Raw genomic sequence first — 16,581 nt, 5'->3', positions numbered from 1 at the left:
TATCTTTTGTGAAAATCAATTGTCAAGGGTATGCCCGTTTTCGTCGTCTTCACCGGACCGGCTTGCCTCGTTAACGGCCTGTTTAACCACCGCGCTCGGGAATCCTCTGCGCAGCAGAAATGCCATCAGTTTCCGTTTTCGGTCCCGGAATTCCCCTTTCACATAAGGCCATTTCTTCTTGGCTGCGCGTATTGCAACCTCGGTCTCCATCTGCGAATCGAGTCCCTGAGCGGCCTCCTTAGCTGTGCCGCTGGCTATGCCGCGATGCGTCAGCTCCTGCTGCAGCAGTCGTCTTCCCTTTAATTGGCTTCGCATTCGCTGCTCGGCAAACTGATTGGCATAAGAGATATCATCGACCAGCCTCTCGCCCTGCAATCTCGCCAGAGCTTTGCCAATTGCGGATTCATCAAGCCCTTTGCCTGAGAGATAACGCGAGATTTCCTTCTCGGTGCGGGGCCTTGGCCCCAGATAAATCAATCCCAAAATATAAGCGCGATGATCATTGTCCTTCTCCACAATCTGCTTCAGCTCATGCGGATCAATCTGCCTCCCCTTCAAAAGCCTGTGCGTGACAATTAAATCTTCGTGAACAGAGGTAAAGGGCTCATCATTGCCATCCATATACAAATGGTAACGCCGCTTGTCCTTGCGTTCCTGTTCAATAGCGGTTATAAGCATCATACCTGCCTCGGTTTGTTCTTCCTGCTCTTCTTGCTCATCTTGCATCCGTTCATCATCCTTCATCTTATGGCTGCTCCTTCCCTGCCATTTCCCTTGAGCTTCTCCCTAAAATGAATGGCATCAAATAAATAAGTTCATGTTCTATATCATGCAGAAAAGCACCCGCGAAGGTGCTCTTCCGAATCTATTCACAGCCAAGGGTAAATAGTTATTCCAACTCGAGATCAAGATCCAACTCGTCTTCGTCCTCATCATCCACGGCAGAAGCTGTGAGCGCGGCGGCTGACAAATGGCTTGCTTCCCGAATTTGATTCTCGATTACAGTTGAAGTATCAGGGTGATCCTTCAGGAACTGCTTGGCATTCTCCCGGCCTTGTCCCAAACGTTCTCCGTTATACGAGAACCAGGCTCCGCTCTTCTGTACAATATCCATCTCAACGCCGATATCGACAATGCTGCCTTCCTTGGAGATGCCTTCGCCATACATGATATCAATCTCAGCCTGTTTAAAGGGCGGGGCTACTTTGTTCTTAACGACCTTGATACGGGTCCGGTTGCCGACAATGTCATTGCCCTGCTTGATGGATTCGATCCGGCGCACATCAAGTCGAATTGTGGAGTAGAATTTCAATGCGCGTCCACCAGGGGTCGTCTCTGGATTACCAAACATAACGCCAATTTTCTCACGCAGCTGATTGATGAAAATCGCGATGGTCTTGGATTTGCTGATGGCGCCTGACAGCTTACGCAGTGCTTGCGACATCAATCGCGCCTGCAGGCCGACATGGGAATCTCCCATTTCACCCTCGATCTCAGCTTTGGGCACAAGTGCCGCAACCGAGTCAATAACAACAATATCCACTGCGCCGCTGCGAACAAGCGCCTCAGCGATTTCGAGTCCCTGCTCTCCGGTATCGGGCTGAGAGAGCAGCAACTCATCGATATTAACGCCAAGCTTGCTGGCATACAGAGGATCAAGAGCATGCTCCGCATCGATGAAAGCGGCTTGTCCACCCACACGCTGTACCTCAGCAATAGCGTGAAGAGCTACTGTCGTCTTACCGGAGGATTCCGGTCCGTACACTTCAATTATCCGGCCTTTGGGCAAGCCGCCGATACCAAGAGCAATATCCAGGGCAAGGGAACCAGTGGATACTGTTTCCACTTTCATATGATTCGACTCCCCGAGTTTCATGACGGAGCCTTTCCCGAATTGTTTCTCTATTTGACGTAATGTCGTTTCAAGCGCAGCGCGACGATCTGACAACGCGTTCACATCCTTCATTATTTATAATGTAATGATACCTTGTTTCTCCTCTAATGACAATAGTTTTTACGAACATATATTCTTATTTTTTTCATCGGCCGATGAATGAAAAAAAGAACCGCGGCAAAGTGATCTTCGCCACGGTTCTTCCGTCAACTAATGACGATTATATTTCATTTTCCGTATTCTGACAAGCATAAATCATCATCTGCCTGGCTGTTCGGCAGACAGCAGCTGCCAGAACCTGTACAGGAGCGACTTCACCGATCTCACTCTTATAATATCGCGCGTTCCGCTCAGCTGCGCCTTATGCACAATTGTCGGTTTGCCGCGCTCGGCAATGCCAAAATAGACCAGACCGACAGGCTTGCCTTCGGCTTCACTCGGGCCTGCAACCCCGGTGAGGGACAAGCCGAAGTCGCAATCCGTCAAATCGCGCACCCGCTCCGCCATAAGTGCTGCCGTTGATTCAGATATGGCGCCAGGCGCGCCTGCTCCTTCCAGCTGGGACAACGGGATGCCCAGCAGCTTCTGCTTCATCTCGTTGGTGTAGGTAACGACGCCACCGACGAATTCGCCGCTGCTTCCCGGCAGGGTGGTCACAAGCTCAGCCAGCAGCCCTCCTGTAAGACTTTCGGCACTGGCAAATTTGCGTCCCGTTACTCTAAGCAGGCGTATGACCGCTTCCTCGAGGGGAATATCCTCGTTCGCAAACAAATATTGGCCAACACGCTCCTTTATCTGCAGCTCCGCCTGATCCAGTCTGGCATCCGCCTCATGCAAGGAAAGCGCTTTGGTGGAAAGTCGGATGGCTACCTCGCCCTCTTTGGCATACGGGGCAATTGTAGGGTCGGACTGGACCTCGATCAAATCAATAATCGCCTGCTCCAGACTGGATTCTCCAATGCCGGCAAATTTCAGCAGACGGGAGAAGAGCCTGCGCTCCTCGCCCATTACGCTTCGCAGCCAGGCTTTGGCCGGACCGTCAAACATCGGCTTCATTTCCCGGGGCGGCCCCGGCAGCAGCACATAATGAGTACCCTCGACAATCAAAGCGTTGCCTACAGCAAGACCGGCGTCATTCACGAGCGGATCGCTGCCTTCAATCTGATTCGCCTGTCTGCGGTTGCTTTCCACCATATGCATGCCGCGCGAAGTGAACAGATTCTCAATTTTCACCATGGACGGCTGATGAATCGAAATTCCGCGGTTCAAGTAACCGGCAAGCGCGTCCTTGGTCAGGTCATCCTGGGTCGGTCCAAGTCCGCCCGTAAATACGATCAGATCGGCTCGGGTGCGGGCAATCTCGACCGCCTGCACAATACGGACGGCATTATCCCCTACTACCGTCTGAAAATAGACATCGATTCCCAGCTCGGCAAGGCCTGTTGAAATATATGTGGCATTGGTGTTCACCGTTTGACCCAGCAATAGTTCCGTTCCGACTGCTATAATTTCAGCGCGCATATAAACCGCTCCATTCCATTAGGTAATGAAAAGCACCATTCCCATATAATGACAGAGAATGATGCTTTACAAACAAATTGTCCTACTCCGTAAGCGGAATAAGATTTTTATTTTTGATGAAATAATCAATTCCCGAATAGACCGTAATAAGGGCAGCAGCCCAGCTTGAAATAAGATCGAATCGGAAATCGAGAAACGTAAACGGAAAATTATTCAGCAGCAAATCGATGATCATCGTAATTTGCACGGCTGTTTTCCACTTGCCCCACGTACTCGCCGCCAGCACCTTGCCCTCCAGCAGCGCAATTTGGCGAAGCCCGGTCACCGCAAATTCGCGGCTTATGATCACAATTGCAATCCAGGCATCCAGCTTATCCATTTCGACAAGCGAAATAAGCACCGCCGCCACAAGGAGCTTATCGGCTAATGGATCAAGCAGCTTGCCCAGGTTAGTCACGATTTTGTTCTTGCGTGCGATATAACCGTCTAGTCCATCCGTACTGGCCGCAACGATAAATATCAATGCAGCCAGGATCTGATTCCAGGTTATCGAGAAGTCATCAAAGCTAAGCGGCTTTAAATCCACATTGATGAGCAGCAAAAACATAATAATCGGGACTAAAAATATGCGAATCAATGTGATCCGGTTGGCTAAATTCACGATTATAGCCCCTCCCCGGACATATCAAATTCATAGGCATGCGTTATGCGCACTCTTTGAATTTCGCCAATTCCAGCCGTACAGTTGGAAATAAAAACTTCACCGTCAATTTCCGGCGCATCATAAGGCGAACGACCCACGTAGACGTCGCTGCGGCCATCGTAGCGCTCAACAAGTACATCAATATCATTGCCAACGTATTTGCCGCTGATGTCCTTGGATACCTGCCGCTGGATTTCCATCAGGGTATTGGCTCTCCACTCGATCACTTCGCTTGGCACATGATCCGGAAGCCGGACAGCAGGCGTATCTTCCTCGCTTGAATAGGAGAACACACCCAACCGGTCAAATTTCATTTCCCGGACAAAATCGCACAGACGGTTAAAGTCTTCCTCGGTTTCCCCTGGAAAACCAACGATAATTGAAGTACGCAGGGCGACATCCGGAATTCTGGAGCGGATTTTGGCTACGAGCTCCCGTGTATCACGCTGCCGGCCAGGTCTGCGCATCCGCTTCAGGATAGAATCTTCACTATGCTGCAGCGGCATATCAATATAGTTGCAAACCTTTGAATTGGAAGCGATCGTATCAATCAGCTCATCCGTGAAAAATCCCGGATAGGCGTAATGAAGCCGGACCCAGGCTATGCCTTCCACTTCGCTGACACGATTAAGAAGCTCCGGAAGCATGAATTTGTCATACAAATCCGTTCCGTAGTTCGTTGAATCCTGTGCAATCAAGCTGACTTCCTTCACGCCTTGATCTGCAAGCATCTGAACTTCGTTTACAATGGATTCGATAGACCGGCTGCGGAACTTGCCCCGCATAATCGGTATCGAGCAGAATGTGCAAGCATTATCGCAGCCTTCCGCGATTTTCACATAAGCGGTATAACGGGGAGTGGTAACCAGACGAGGAAGCTTCTGGTCATAGTCAAAAGCAGGATTGCCTACCTTGACCGGTCTCTTCCCGCGGAGTGCCTCATCAACGATATCGGTTATGTGATGAAAATCACCCGTTCCAACGATGCCGTCTATTTCCGGCATCTCTTCCATCAACTGCTTCTTATAACGCTGGGTCAAACACCCGGAAACAATAAGCGCCTTCAGCCGGCCCGTCTGCTTGAACTCCGCCATATCCAGAATCGTATTAACCGATTCTTCCTTGGCCGCGTCAATAAATCCGCATGTATTGACAATAATTACTGTAGCTTCATCAGCCTGATCGACAAGCTGATAACCGCGTTCATCGATTAATCCAGACATAATCTCTGAATCGACCAAATTCTTTTCACAACCTAATGTTACAACTTTCACTCGTTCCGTCATCATGTATCCCCCAGATTCCTCCGAAAAGCTATCTCAACAAGTATAATACAAGGCCCAAGGCGTGTCAAAACAGGAAAAAGTCCTTTCCTACGCGCTCTCAGGCGTTAAAAGAGGACTTCATCCACGTTCACAGCAAAAAAAGTTATCGGTAGTTTGTGAATTGCAATTCTATTTGCAAATCCGCACCGCGGAGCAGCGCCATTACAGCCTGTAAATCATCGCGGCTTTTGCCGGTAACCCGGATTTGATCTCCCTGTATCTGGCTTTTTACCTTCAGCTTGGAATCCCGGATAAGGATATTGATTTTTTTTGAAATATCCTGCTCAATCCCCTGACGCAATTTAACCCGCTGTCTGACCGAAGAGGCGGAAGCGGATTCGACTTTGCCAAAATCCATGTTTTTGATGGGCACGCCGCGTTTGATCATTTTGGATTGCAAAATATCAATGACGCTCTTTAGCTTGTATTCATCGTCGGAGACAAGAATGATGTCTTCTTTCTCAAGCGAAATTTTGCTTTTGCTTCCTTTAAAATCAAATCGGGTCTCAATCTCTTTCTCTGCCTGGTTGATCGCATTGGTTAATTCCTGCATATCCACCTTTGAAACAATATCGAATGCACTTTCCGAACTCATTTTCGTAAGCAGCTCCTTTTTCCAATTATTACTTGAACCGTATTATAACCGATCCTTATGTATAAGAAAAGACATCCATCCTGGAAGTCCACAAGGATTGGATGTCTTTAATCTGATTTATTCACTTTCCTGGTTGCCATCCTGTGTTCCCTCTGCTATATCCTGCGATTGCCCGTTTTCACCGGAATCATCAGCAGGGGTTAACAGCATTTTGTGAGATCCGGTTTGATCCTTATCATCGATCAGAACGCCGTCAATCGTCACCTCGACGATGTTGGCATGGGCTATATTGATATAAATTTTACCCTCGACTTCAGCTGAGCCGGTCTCTCCATCCTGAAGGGTTTTCTGGTAAAGGCTTTTGCCCGATACGCTGTTCTGATTAATTCCCACCCAACTGCTTCCTCCCGTGAGCTTGAAAGTCACAGTATGCGTTCCTGCACTCGGAGAGTAGAAGAAATAATCGGTTTTTCCGGAAGAGCGGTCTAATGTCAGCGCAATCTTGTCAGGTGTTTCTGGAGTGTTATTGGGAGTTGAACCATCAGTGCCCGTATTTGTACCATTTCCCTGGTTCGTGGTTTGATCCGGCTCGTTCGTGTTGGTCGTCCCCGATGGATCGGCAACGCCTCCCGTAACAGGCGGCTCGGTTTTGTCTGTCATTCCTGTTTGATCAACAGATTCAGTACCGTCCCCGCCGGGTCGGTTGATAGCGAAAATGTACACAACCACAACAATAAGCAGCAGAAAGGACCACATGAGAACGCGGAACCCAAACCGGCTCCAGCGGTCGGAGGCTTGGGTTTGGGCGCGGCGCGGCCGCTGTACAGGTTCGGCAATTTGCTCTGGAGCTGCCGATGGAATTTCCCTTTGATACAAGCGCAGCACTTCTTCAGCATCAAGACCAACATTTTCGGCATAATTTTTTACAAAAGCGCGCACGTAGAATGTACCCGGCAATACGGAATAGTTTCCTTCTTCAATAGCTTCCAGGTAATGCTTGCGAATCTTTGTCAAATCCTGAATATCATCCAATGACAGCCCGCGCTGCTCACGCGCCTTGCGGAGTAAAGCGCCCAAATCCGACATGACCACACCTCCTATTCTTAAAATTCATGAAATCCGGATGTAAAGAGATCATATGAAATCTCTTCATCCGGTGTATTGCGCAGTTCGATAATATAATCAAAAGCGCTGTAATCATATTCCGACTCTTTAATAAACATATCCGGATGTTCAATTACCTTCGTTGAAGGCATAGCCATGATTTCCTGAAGAAGAGCATGATGTTTCTCATTGGAACGCACCGTGCTGACGATCCCATCGATAATAAAAATATTATTCGGATTCATTTCTTCCTCGGACAACTGGCTGCGGACAGTCTGACGCAGCAAGGTTGAAGAAACGAATGTCCAGCGTTTATTGGAGCATACACTGCCCGCAATGATAGACTCCGTCTTGCCTACCCGCGGCATGCCGCGAAGCCCGATGATTTGATTGCCGTCACGCTTGAACACTTCACCCAGAAAATCCACCAGCAGCCCCAGCTCGTCTCTTGTAAAGCGGAATGTTTTGCGGTCATCCGAATCACGTTCAATATATCGGCCATGACGTACAGCCAATATATCAACCAATTTAGGCTCTCTGAGCTTCAGCACGGTGATATTGTCGACCTTTTGCAGCATTCTGCCGAGAATTTCGATCTTCTCTTCATCATTCGTCTGCAGCAGCATGCCTCGCGTCCTATTTTCTACCCCATTAATCGTGACAATATTGACTTCCAGCATACCAAGCAATGAAGCGATATCCCCCAAAAGTCCCGGTCGGTTTTTATGTATTTTATATTCCATATACCATTGTTTAACTTCCAAATTTGACACCTCATTCGAGGAAATAAGTTCAACCGTTCAAGAAAGATTATTCTACAATATTCGCCATATTCCTGCAACACATCTATAAAAGATTGCAGAAAAGCCCCCTTTAAGGGAGGCTCTTCCGCAAGCAATCTGCTTACGATCTTTGTACAAGCTTGACCATCAGCCCGGCGATGGTTTTGCGTTCATCTTCATTGCCGACTTCCCAAATTTCTTTGAGCGCCTGCTCCTGCTCATTCTTGGGGTCGACCTTCTCGCCAAGGAAAGCCCCGATTTCATAAGCAAGATCCGAAATGGATTCCTCGCTCAAACCGATTTTCTTTCCCTGCTCCACCCGACCGGCCAAAAACTTTTTCCATGTGTCGAAATTAGAAAGGACGTTTGACATGTGTTTGACGCCTCCTCTGCGTGTTAGCCGTTATCCGGCAACATAACGTATTTTGCGCGCAAAGGTTCTTTCTTATACGACGAATTTAACCGCCATAAAGTTTCGATTCCTTGAAAATTCACCATATGACACCTTGAACTCTAAGTTAATTCCAAGTTGGTCAAGTGAGCCATCCGCCGTTGGGACTGATGATCTGCCCTGTAATATACGCCGATTCGGGCAGGGCCAGAAAATAGACCAGAGAGGCAATTTCATCAGGTTGTCCAAGTCTTCCCGCCGGGATTTCCATCTCCAGCGCCGAAATCTCCTCAGCCTCCAGGTTATCGAGCATCACTGTATTGACAGCGCCCGGAGCGACTGCATTAACGGTCACACCGGAAGGCGCAAGCTCCTTGGCCAGCGCCTTCGTAAATGCATTCATACCGCCTTTGGTTGTGGAATACAGCACCTCGCACGACGCTCCCGACAACCCCCAAATCGAAGACACATTAATAATGCGCCCAAAACGCTGGGTTACCATAGCGGGCATAAAAAGCTGGGTACATAAAAACATCCCTTTTAAATTAACCGCCATCACGTCGTCCCATTCTTCCTCCGACACATCTGCAAGCATCCCATTATGGGAAATACCAGCATTGTTGACGAGGATATCCGGTATCATGCCTCGAGCATCCAGCTTCTCCTGCATCCGCAGCAAATTCTCCTTTGAACGCAGATCAGCCGAGACGGTGGTTACATTAGCCGCACCAAGAAGCAGGCAGCTTCTGGCTGTTTCATTGGCCGCCTCATGAGCTTCATTGTAATGGATCACGACATTCATGCCTTCCTTGGCAAAGCGACGCGACACTGCCGCTCCAATCCCGCGGCTTCCCCCGGTCACGAGCACCGTCATCTCATTTAATGTTTTCAAAGTGGAGCTTTGGCCACGATCGAAACTGCCATGCGGTCCCAGTTGAAATGCTCACGCAGCCGTTCGTTGACTTCCTCTAAAGTAATGCTCTCATAAATAGGCACCAGCTTGAACAAATCGGCGCCGCGGAACCGATAACGCGTAAATTCTCCGGCAATCGCTTCGGGAGAATTCAGCATGCGGAGATAGCCACCGATCTTTTTGCGGCGTGTCCGCTCGAAAGCACTTTCCTGAAGACCGCTTGCACGGGCTGCTTCAATTGCTGATTTGAGCCGCACAAGCAGCTCGTCAGGGTTTGGGGTCTCTCCGCCGATCACTGAGAATGCGTAATCCTCGCTGCTGTTATATTCATGACCGAAGGAATCGGAAATCAATTTATCGTCATACAGTGTGTTATAGATCGGAGAGCTGGAACTGAGCAGGGCATCCAGCATCAATTTGGTAGTCAGCTCTTTGCGGAGAAGTCCGGCCGGATCCAGCGGCTTGGGATCCTCTTTAAAGCCGATCATGCATTTTGGCATGGATACGGGCAGAACAGCTGTTTTGCGTGCATTCTTGACGGAAGAAGGCTCGGGATCAAAAAAGCGGTTGATTGCCCCCTGCGGCTCGAAGGATTTCCGGGCCTGGTTATTCCGTACAAGCTCCATCATCTTGCCTGGATCAACTCCTCCAACAATGAATAAAAACATGTTGGATGGATGGTAAAAGGTTTCATAGCAGCGGTAAAGGGTCTCCTTGTCAATCTTTCCGATGGATTCCGCCGTTCCGGCGATATCGATGTGAATCGGATGATTGTTGTACAAGGCGTCGATCAGCCCAAAATAAACCCGCCAGTCCGCATTATCGCGGTACATGTTGATTTCCTGCTCGATAATGCCTTTTTCTTTCTCCACATTCTCGTCGGTGAAATAAGGGTTTTGTACGAAATTCACCAGCGTTTCCAGATTCGCCTCAATCTGCTCCGTTGCGGAGAACAAGTAAACCGTACGGTCAAAGCTGGTATACGCATTGGCCGACGCTCCCTGGGAAGCGAATGTGGCAAACACATCACCCGTTGGCTCCTCGAACATTTTATGCTCAAGAAAATGGGCGATTCCATCCGGTACGGACACCGGCTCCTCTCCGCCAACTGAAAAGCGGTTGTCTACCGAACCATAACGCGTTGAAAATGTGGCGTAGGTTTTGCTGAAGCCCGGTTTCGGTAAAATAACAACCTCCAGTCCATTCGTTAGAACTTCCCGGTATATCGTTTCTTGAACGCCTGGATAAGCTAATGTTTCCACAGGCTTAGTCCTCCTTCCCGTCGCGCAGGAAATATATCGTATCCAGCTCTGTTTTTTGGGCAATAGCCGCAATCTGCCCGGCCGTTACCGCCTGCACCTGGCGCATCAATTCATCTGCAGAACGCTCACGCCCGGTTAAAATCGCATTGAAATCGAACCCAATCATCTCATTGGCCGAGTCCTGCAGCTCACGAAGGTGATTGGCAATCATCGCCTTGGTCTGATTCATTTCCAGATCGCTGTAGGTACCGGTTCGCATGCTCGCCAGCTGCTCTTCAATTATAGCGGTCGCTTTGTCGAAATTATCGATTTCAATACCGGATTGTATGGTGCAGATGCCTTTATGCCCATCCAGACGGGAAGCCGCATAATAGGCCAGGCTTGCTTTTTCCCTGACATTCAGGAACAGCTTGGAATGCGGATAGCCGCCCAATATCCCGTTATACATCAGCGCTGCCGGGTAATCCTCATCACCGTACGAGGTATTGATCCGCAGACCCATATTGAGCTTGCCTTGACTGACATCCATCCGCTCAATGACGGTTCGCACATCGCCAACCTTGCGCGCAACAGGCGGCATCGTGTAAGAGGACGGTGTCCCTGAACCTGTCTGGAAAGCTTCCGCTACAAGCGATTTGACTTCTTCAAGCGTCGTATCCCCAACCACATACAAATCGAAAGCAGCTTCGGATAATAAGGATTGATATCTCTGCGTTAAGCTTTGCGGCGTTATGGCATCAATATCGGCCATTTGTCCAAGCGGATGGAGGCGGTAAGGCTCATCGCGGCACATTTCCTCCAGACAGCGTTCCGCTGCGTAACGGATTTTATCGTTAATGATCGCTTCGAGACGTTTGCGCAGCGTCTCTTTCTCGGCCTGGACGTACTTATCGCGAAAATATTCATTCTCTACTGCCGGTGCAGTCAGCACCTCACCAAGAAATTTAAGCGAGGAAGCCAGAAGCGGCTGTTCGGAAGTAACAAACCGGTCATTGATAACATCCATCCGGAACTGGATGATTTGCGAATCTCCACGCTTGTACACGTCGAATCCGAAACCTGCGCCATAAAGCTCATCCAGACGTTCGCGGAACGTGATGGTCTCGGGTGTAGAAGCGGTGCCGCGCCGCAGCACGAAGGGTATCAATGCGTTGGCTGTCACTGTTGCTTCCGTTAAGGGAGACCCCATATAAAGCGAAATGGAGAATGTCTTGAATCGTTGTGTCGGTAAGACGTGCAAACGTATACGGTTAAGCTGTCCTCGTTCAAATGCAGATTTGGTCACGCCTCGCGTCCCCTTCCGCTAATAGTTTCTTATTCCTAAGTCAATCTATTCCATTTTTCAAAGCTCTATTCCATTCTAACTGATGAGAAATGGAAGAAGCAACCCGCGTTCATAAACGGGCTGCTTCGGGTGAACATGCATCACATGCAGAAAATATGTTTACCGATCGTTTTGACCTGCGGACGGGACCATATCCATTTGGAAGTCGCCGTCTCAGGGTTGAAATAATAGGTACAGCCCCCTGATGGATCCCAGCCGTTAATGGCGTCGTTGACGGCTTTTGTGGCGCTCTCGTTGGGAGTCAGCCAAATTTGTCCATCCGCAACAGCCGTGAATGCCCCCGGCTGAAAAATAACGCCTGATATCGAATTCGGAAAGCTTGGCGATTTGACGCGGTTTAGAATAACAGCGGCAACGGCAACCTGACCGACGTACGGCTCACCGCGGGATTCCCCATATACGGCGTTGGCCATCAGCTTCAAATCATTAGCGGATAATCCCAGCTTCGAGGACTTCGTTTCATTGGATCCTCCGTCCGAGGACCCCGTCTTCCCGCCATCCCCGCCTGATGCAGGCGCCGGAGCGTCCGCGGCAGTTGGCTTCCAGCTCTTTGTAGCCTCCCAAAGCTTCAGCTTGGTCTTTGCCCCGACAACGCCGTCGGATTTCATTCCGAATTTCCATTGAAACCACGTGACGGCATTTTTCGTCGTGGACCCGAACTGGCCGTCCACCTTGCCATTAAAATATCCCAAATACTTCAGACGGCCCTGCAGCTCAATGACATCTTTTCCGGATGATCCGGGCTTTAACGTGGCGCTGCTGAAGGTTTCGGCGGTTTTCCCGCTGTTGCCATGCTTAAGCGTGAACGCGCCGAACAACAGGAGAACGATGACGACGGTCACCATTATTAATCGATTTCTCATCTTTGGAATCTGCCTTTCTCTTGCGGATTCTAAAAGCAAGCGAAGCTTATTCCTAGTATGAGAAATCGGATTGCCTTCTATGCACGAATTTGACTTACGAGCTAATCTTTCCTGCATCATACTGATCCACTGTCAGCAGAACCTCACGCGGTTTGCTGCCTTCATAAGGTCCTATAATGCTGCGCGCCTCCATTTGGTCAATCAGCCGGGCCGCGCGCGTATAGCCTACTCGCATGCGTCTCTGAAGCAGGGATACGGATGCCTGCTTGGCTTCAAGAACAATACGGACAGCCTGATCATACAGCTCATCCATCTGTTCATCCGCTTCCGGCATGGAATCATCCACTTCGGGTACCAGATCATTCGTATACTCCGCTTCGGCCTGACCGCGCGAATAGTTTACCACGGCTTCCACCTCCTGGTCGGAAAGGAACGCCCCCTGCACCCGGATGGGCTTGGACATTCCAACAGGCAGGAAAAGCATATCCCCGCGTCCCAGCAGCTTTTCCGCTCCAACCATATCCAGAATCGTCCGGGAATCGACCTGAGACGAAACGCCAAAGGCGATCCGGGATGGTATATTCGCCTTGATCAGTCCGGTGATGACATCAACGGACGGGCGCTGTGTCGCGATAATCAGATGGATGCCGGCGGCACGGGCCATTTGGGCGAGACGGCAGATCGCATCCTCGACGTCATTGGCTGCGACCATCATCAAATCGGCTAATTCATCCACGATGACGACAATATAAGGCAGAACCGCGGATGGATTCTCCGCCATCAGATTATTATAGCCTTCTATATTGCGCGTGCCCGACTTGGAAAACAGCTCATAACGTTTCTCCATCTCCACAACGATCTTCTTCAAGGCAAGCGACGCCCGTCTCGGATCGGTGACAACAGGCGCCAGCAGATGGGGAATGCCGTTGTACACATTAAGCTCAACCATCTTCGGATCGACCATCAGAAACTTGACTTCATCCGGCCGCGCCTTGTATAGAATGCTGGTAATGATTCCGTTAATACAAACGGATTTACCCGAGCCCGTCGCCCCGGCGACGAGAAGATGGGGCATTTTCGCAAGATTTCCCACAATCGTCTGGCCGGAAATATCCCTTCCAAACGCGATGGACAGCTTCGAAGGCGCATTCAAGAAAGCAGGCATCTCCATAACCTCGCGCATCGTAACGACAGATACCTCGGTGTTCGGCACCTCGATGCCAATGGCGGATTTGCCTGGAATAGGCGCTTCCATTCTGATATCCTTGGCAGCCAGCGCGAGGGCGATATCATCGGTCAGTCCGACAATCCGGCTTACTTTGACGCCTGTCGCGGGCTGTACTTCATAACGGGTTACCGCCGGACCGCGCACAACATCCAACACCTTCGCCCGTACCCCAAAACTCTCAAGCGTAGCTTCCAGCTTCCGGCGGGAGTCATTCGCATCCGCAGCTTCCCCCGCTCTGCCGCTGCCGCTCGGCTTGGTCAGCAGCGAAAGTGACGGCAGCTGGTAGGGCTTGACGGCAGGCACACGGGGAACGGGATTTGCAGCGGCGGAGCCCTCTGCCAGTTCGCCAGTTTCGATTGCCGGACTTACGGGAGGCGAGCTTGGAGAAGAGATACTGGTAAATTCATCATCTATTACTTCCCCATCAATAAGGTGCGGTGCCAGATCTTGTCCTTCAAAAGCCGTATTATCGATCAGTCCCCTGCTGCTGTCTATTGCAGGCGGAAGCTCTATTTCGCCTGCAGGATCAAAAACTTCCGGCACCACTGCCGGACTGCCTTTGCCGGCATTATAAGCCTGCCATTCAGCACTGCCCTCTTCATCATCGTCATCCCACTGCGGTACTCTGCTGCGGCTGCTTCCGGCAGGCTGAACCAGATGGTCGTCATCCATTTGCCAATCATCCTTGTCGCTGCTTGAGTGCTCCTCGGGATCCGATGTTTCGTTAAACCAGGAGAAAAAAGGAATTTTCCTCCTTGCCGCCCGGGGACGCGGCTGATAAAGATCATCCTCATCATCTTCCAAATCATCATCCTGAATAATAGGAGCTGCGCCCTTGCCTCCTCTTGCCGGTGCTGCTGCAAGCTGCGCCGATCGTCTGGCAGCCAGCTTTGCCCGCATTAGTGACCAGAAACGTCCGCCTCGGACGCGCAGAGCTTTCATCAGATCCACATAGGACCGGCCTGTCATCAACATAATTGAAATGGCAAACATAACGATCATAATGAATTTGGCGCCAAAATAACCAAATAACCAATAAAGCAGCGTATATTGGATCGCCCCTGCATAACCGCCGCTGATTGCTCTCGGTGCCACGCTGCCGTCATCCAGGACAGGAGTATCAATTAACGAAGCACGTATATCTCCGCCTAATTGACTTAATATGTAACCGGAAGTCAACCCCCCGGTAGGCTCTGTTTTCTGATCCATTACCGTAATCGAGCTCATCAGCGTAAATGCCAGCACCAGCAGCAAAATCCCGGTCTTGCGGGTGGACCAGCCGGATGGCCAGGTACGTTTGATCATAACGGTCAAACCGACGTAAATACCTACAAGAGCCAGGGCAAAGTAAAACTTTCCAAGCATCAGTCCAAACAGTTTGGACAATGAACGTCCTACCGTAGCTTCACCCGAAAGCGCGATGACGGACACCGTAATCAACAAAATACCATAAACCTCATATTTTAGGCTCGTCCCAATCGAGCTCTTTCTTCTTCGCTTTTTTTTCGCCAACTTCAGTCACCTCTGGTTGCCATTATACCATACGAGGCCTCTGGATGCCGCTACTAATCTCCAATCCAGGGTAGAGCTGCCAACTGCGCATAACCCCACCCCGAAGCTGTGCTATGATCAAAACAGCTGTTTCAGGAGGAGCGGGAGCCAAATAAAATAACCGTGCCCGGTGAATACTGCGGCTGCAAATAAGCGTCCAATGGACACTCGAGGAGACGGACGATTTTACCGATTCCCGGTGAGATCGGCTCAATTTGCATTCTTACATTGCCGATGGTGATGTCCACATATGGACCAGGCTGTTCATCCATTCCATCCAAGACAAGCTCCAGCGGCATCGTCGTGTACAGCGTCATTGCGTCAGTCCTCCCGGCCCCATTCTCTTGCGTTCCGCAATAAAACCATCCAGCTCGCGCAGCGCCACTCCAATCCCGCCTACCGCATCGATCAATCCATACTTGACCGCATCCACCCCGATTACGGTTGTCCCGATATCGCGGTTAAGCTCCCCGGTCTTGAACATCAGTTCTTTGAACATCTCGGTGCTTATGTTCGAGTGTGAAGTCACATACCGTACCACCCGCTCCTGCATTTTCTCCAAATATTCAAAGGTTTGCGGTACTCCGATAAACATGCCGTTCATCCGGATAGGATGGATGGTCATCGTCGCGGTCTCGGCGATAAATGACTTCATTCCTGCTACGGCAATGGGTACGCCAATGGAATGGCCGCCGCCCAAAACAAGGGTAACGGTCGGCTTCGTCAACGAGGAAATCATCTCGGCAATGGCAAGACCGGCCTCTACATCCCCGCCCACCGTATTCAACACGATAATCAGGCCTTCGATTTTTGGATTCTGCTCCGCCGCCACCAGTTGTGGAATAATATGCTCGTATTTGGTCGTTTTATTTTGTGGAGGGAGCACCATATGCCCTTCAACCTGTCCAATGATGGTCATGCAGAATACATTAGATTCTGTTGTGGGTATCGTCGTTTGTCCCAGCTGCTGCAGCGTTTCCAGCGTGGGATTCACCATTTTCCGGTCGCCGCCTTCAGGATCCGGCTGTTCCGATTTTTGAAGCACATCAATTTCCCGCATGTGATTTGTCCTCCTTATGCTCATTAGCCAGGAATCAATCCTGT

The 16,581-nt window shown here is 50.1% G+C and carries 16 protein-coding genes; all 16 read right to left on the bottom strand.

Annotated features, from left to right (window positions below):
• Positions 1 to 15: 15 nt before the first annotated feature.
• Positions 16 to 744: a RecX family transcriptional regulator gene (locus AC0YOB_RS14655; protein ID WP_475793397.1), complete on the bottom strand. Its 729-nt coding sequence runs from the start codon at positions 742 to 744 to the stop codon at positions 16 to 18.
• Positions 745 to 889: 145 nt separating this feature from the next.
• Positions 890 to 1,948 (bottom strand): recombinase RecA, encoded by a 1,059-nt coding sequence (recA, locus tag AC0YOB_RS14650; protein ID WP_475767659.1) that lies wholly within the window; start codon positions 1,946 to 1,948, stop codon positions 890 to 892.
• A gap of 204 nt (positions 1,949 to 2,152) precedes the next feature.
• Positions 2,153 to 3,415, bottom strand: a complete 1,263-nt coding sequence (locus AC0YOB_RS14645; protein ID WP_475793396.1) for a competence/damage-inducible protein A — start codon at positions 3,413 to 3,415, stop codon at positions 2,153 to 2,155.
• A gap of 82 nt (positions 3,416 to 3,497) precedes the next feature.
• Positions 3,498 to 4,076 carry a CDP-diacylglycerol--glycerol-3-phosphate 3-phosphatidyltransferase gene (pgsA, locus tag AC0YOB_RS14640; protein ID WP_210041083.1) on the bottom strand — a complete coding sequence of 193 codons (579 nt, stop codon included), beginning with the start codon at positions 4,074 to 4,076 and terminating at the stop codon, positions 3,498 to 3,500.
• Between the two features lie 2 nt (positions 4,077 to 4,078).
• Positions 4,079 to 5,404 carry a 30S ribosomal protein S12 methylthiotransferase RimO gene (gene rimO / locus AC0YOB_RS14635; protein WP_475793568.1) on the bottom strand — a complete coding sequence of 442 codons (1,326 nt, stop codon included), beginning with the start codon at positions 5,402 to 5,404 and terminating at the stop codon, positions 4,079 to 4,081.
• 142 nt (positions 5,405 to 5,546) lie between these two features.
• On the bottom strand, positions 5,547 to 6,038 hold the full coding sequence (locus AC0YOB_RS14630; protein ID WP_475793395.1) for a YajQ family cyclic di-GMP-binding protein: 492 nt from the start codon (positions 6,036 to 6,038) through the stop codon (positions 5,547 to 5,549).
• A 117-nt stretch (positions 6,039 to 6,155) separates the two neighbouring features.
• Entirely contained in the window at positions 6,156 to 7,124 is a 969-nt protein-coding gene (locus AC0YOB_RS14625; protein WP_475793394.1) for a RodZ domain-containing protein, read from the bottom strand.
• A 17-nt stretch (positions 7,125 to 7,141) separates the two neighbouring features.
• Positions 7,142 to 7,906 carry a DUF3388 domain-containing protein gene (locus AC0YOB_RS14620; RefSeq protein ID WP_379112710.1) on the bottom strand — a complete coding sequence of 255 codons (765 nt, stop codon included), beginning with the start codon at positions 7,904 to 7,906 and terminating at the stop codon, positions 7,142 to 7,144.
• Between the two features lie 139 nt (positions 7,907 to 8,045).
• Positions 8,046 to 8,297, bottom strand: coding sequence for a DUF3243 family protein (locus tag AC0YOB_RS14615; protein ID WP_475793393.1), 252 nt, complete (start codon positions 8,295 to 8,297; stop codon positions 8,046 to 8,048).
• Positions 8,298 to 8,457: 160 nt separating this feature from the next.
• The gene (gene ymfI / locus AC0YOB_RS14610; RefSeq protein ID WP_475793567.1) at positions 8,458 to 9,189 is read right to left on the bottom strand and encodes an elongation factor P 5-aminopentanone reductase; all 732 of its coding nucleotides are present in this window, start codon (positions 9,187 to 9,189) and stop codon (positions 8,458 to 8,460) included.
• Between the two features lie 14 nt (positions 9,190 to 9,203).
• Positions 9,204 to 10,490: an EF-P 5-aminopentanol modification-associated protein YfmH gene (gene yfmH, locus AC0YOB_RS14605; protein ID WP_475793392.1), complete on the bottom strand. Its 1,287-nt coding sequence runs from the start codon at positions 10,488 to 10,490 to the stop codon at positions 9,204 to 9,206.
• A gap of 4 nt (positions 10,491 to 10,494) precedes the next feature.
• On the bottom strand, positions 10,495 to 11,775 hold the full coding sequence (gene yfmF, locus AC0YOB_RS14600) for an EF-P 5-aminopentanol modification-associated protein YfmF (RefSeq protein ID WP_475793391.1): 1,281 nt from the start codon (positions 11,773 to 11,775) through the stop codon (positions 10,495 to 10,497).
• A gap of 140 nt (positions 11,776 to 11,915) precedes the next feature.
• Positions 11,916 to 12,698: a spore cortex-lytic enzyme gene (sleB, locus tag AC0YOB_RS14595; RefSeq protein ID WP_475793390.1), complete on the bottom strand. Its 783-nt coding sequence runs from the start codon at positions 12,696 to 12,698 to the stop codon at positions 11,916 to 11,918.
• Between the two features lie 94 nt (positions 12,699 to 12,792).
• Complete coding sequence (locus tag AC0YOB_RS14590) at positions 12,793 to 15,438, bottom strand: FtsK/SpoIIIE family DNA translocase (RefSeq protein WP_475793389.1); 2,646 nt, start codon at positions 15,436 to 15,438, stop codon at positions 12,793 to 12,795.
• Positions 15,439 to 15,569: 131 nt separating this feature from the next.
• The gene (locus AC0YOB_RS14585; protein ID WP_210041097.1) at positions 15,570 to 15,794 is read right to left on the bottom strand and encodes a YlzJ-like family protein; all 225 of its coding nucleotides are present in this window, start codon (positions 15,792 to 15,794) and stop codon (positions 15,570 to 15,572) included.
• The gene (locus AC0YOB_RS14580; protein ID WP_475793388.1) at positions 15,791 to 16,537 is read right to left on the bottom strand and encodes a ClpP family protease; all 747 of its coding nucleotides are present in this window, start codon (positions 16,535 to 16,537) and stop codon (positions 15,791 to 15,793) included. The genes AC0YOB_RS14585 and AC0YOB_RS14580 overlap by 4 nt, the downstream gene beginning before the upstream one ends.
• Positions 16,538 to 16,581 lie beyond the last annotated feature (44 nt).

This window comes from Paenibacillus sp. JT31N17 (assembly GCF_056269255.1).
The sequence above is the reverse complement of the archived record's forward strand: the minus strand, read 5'-3'. Positions and strand labels throughout refer to the sequence as shown.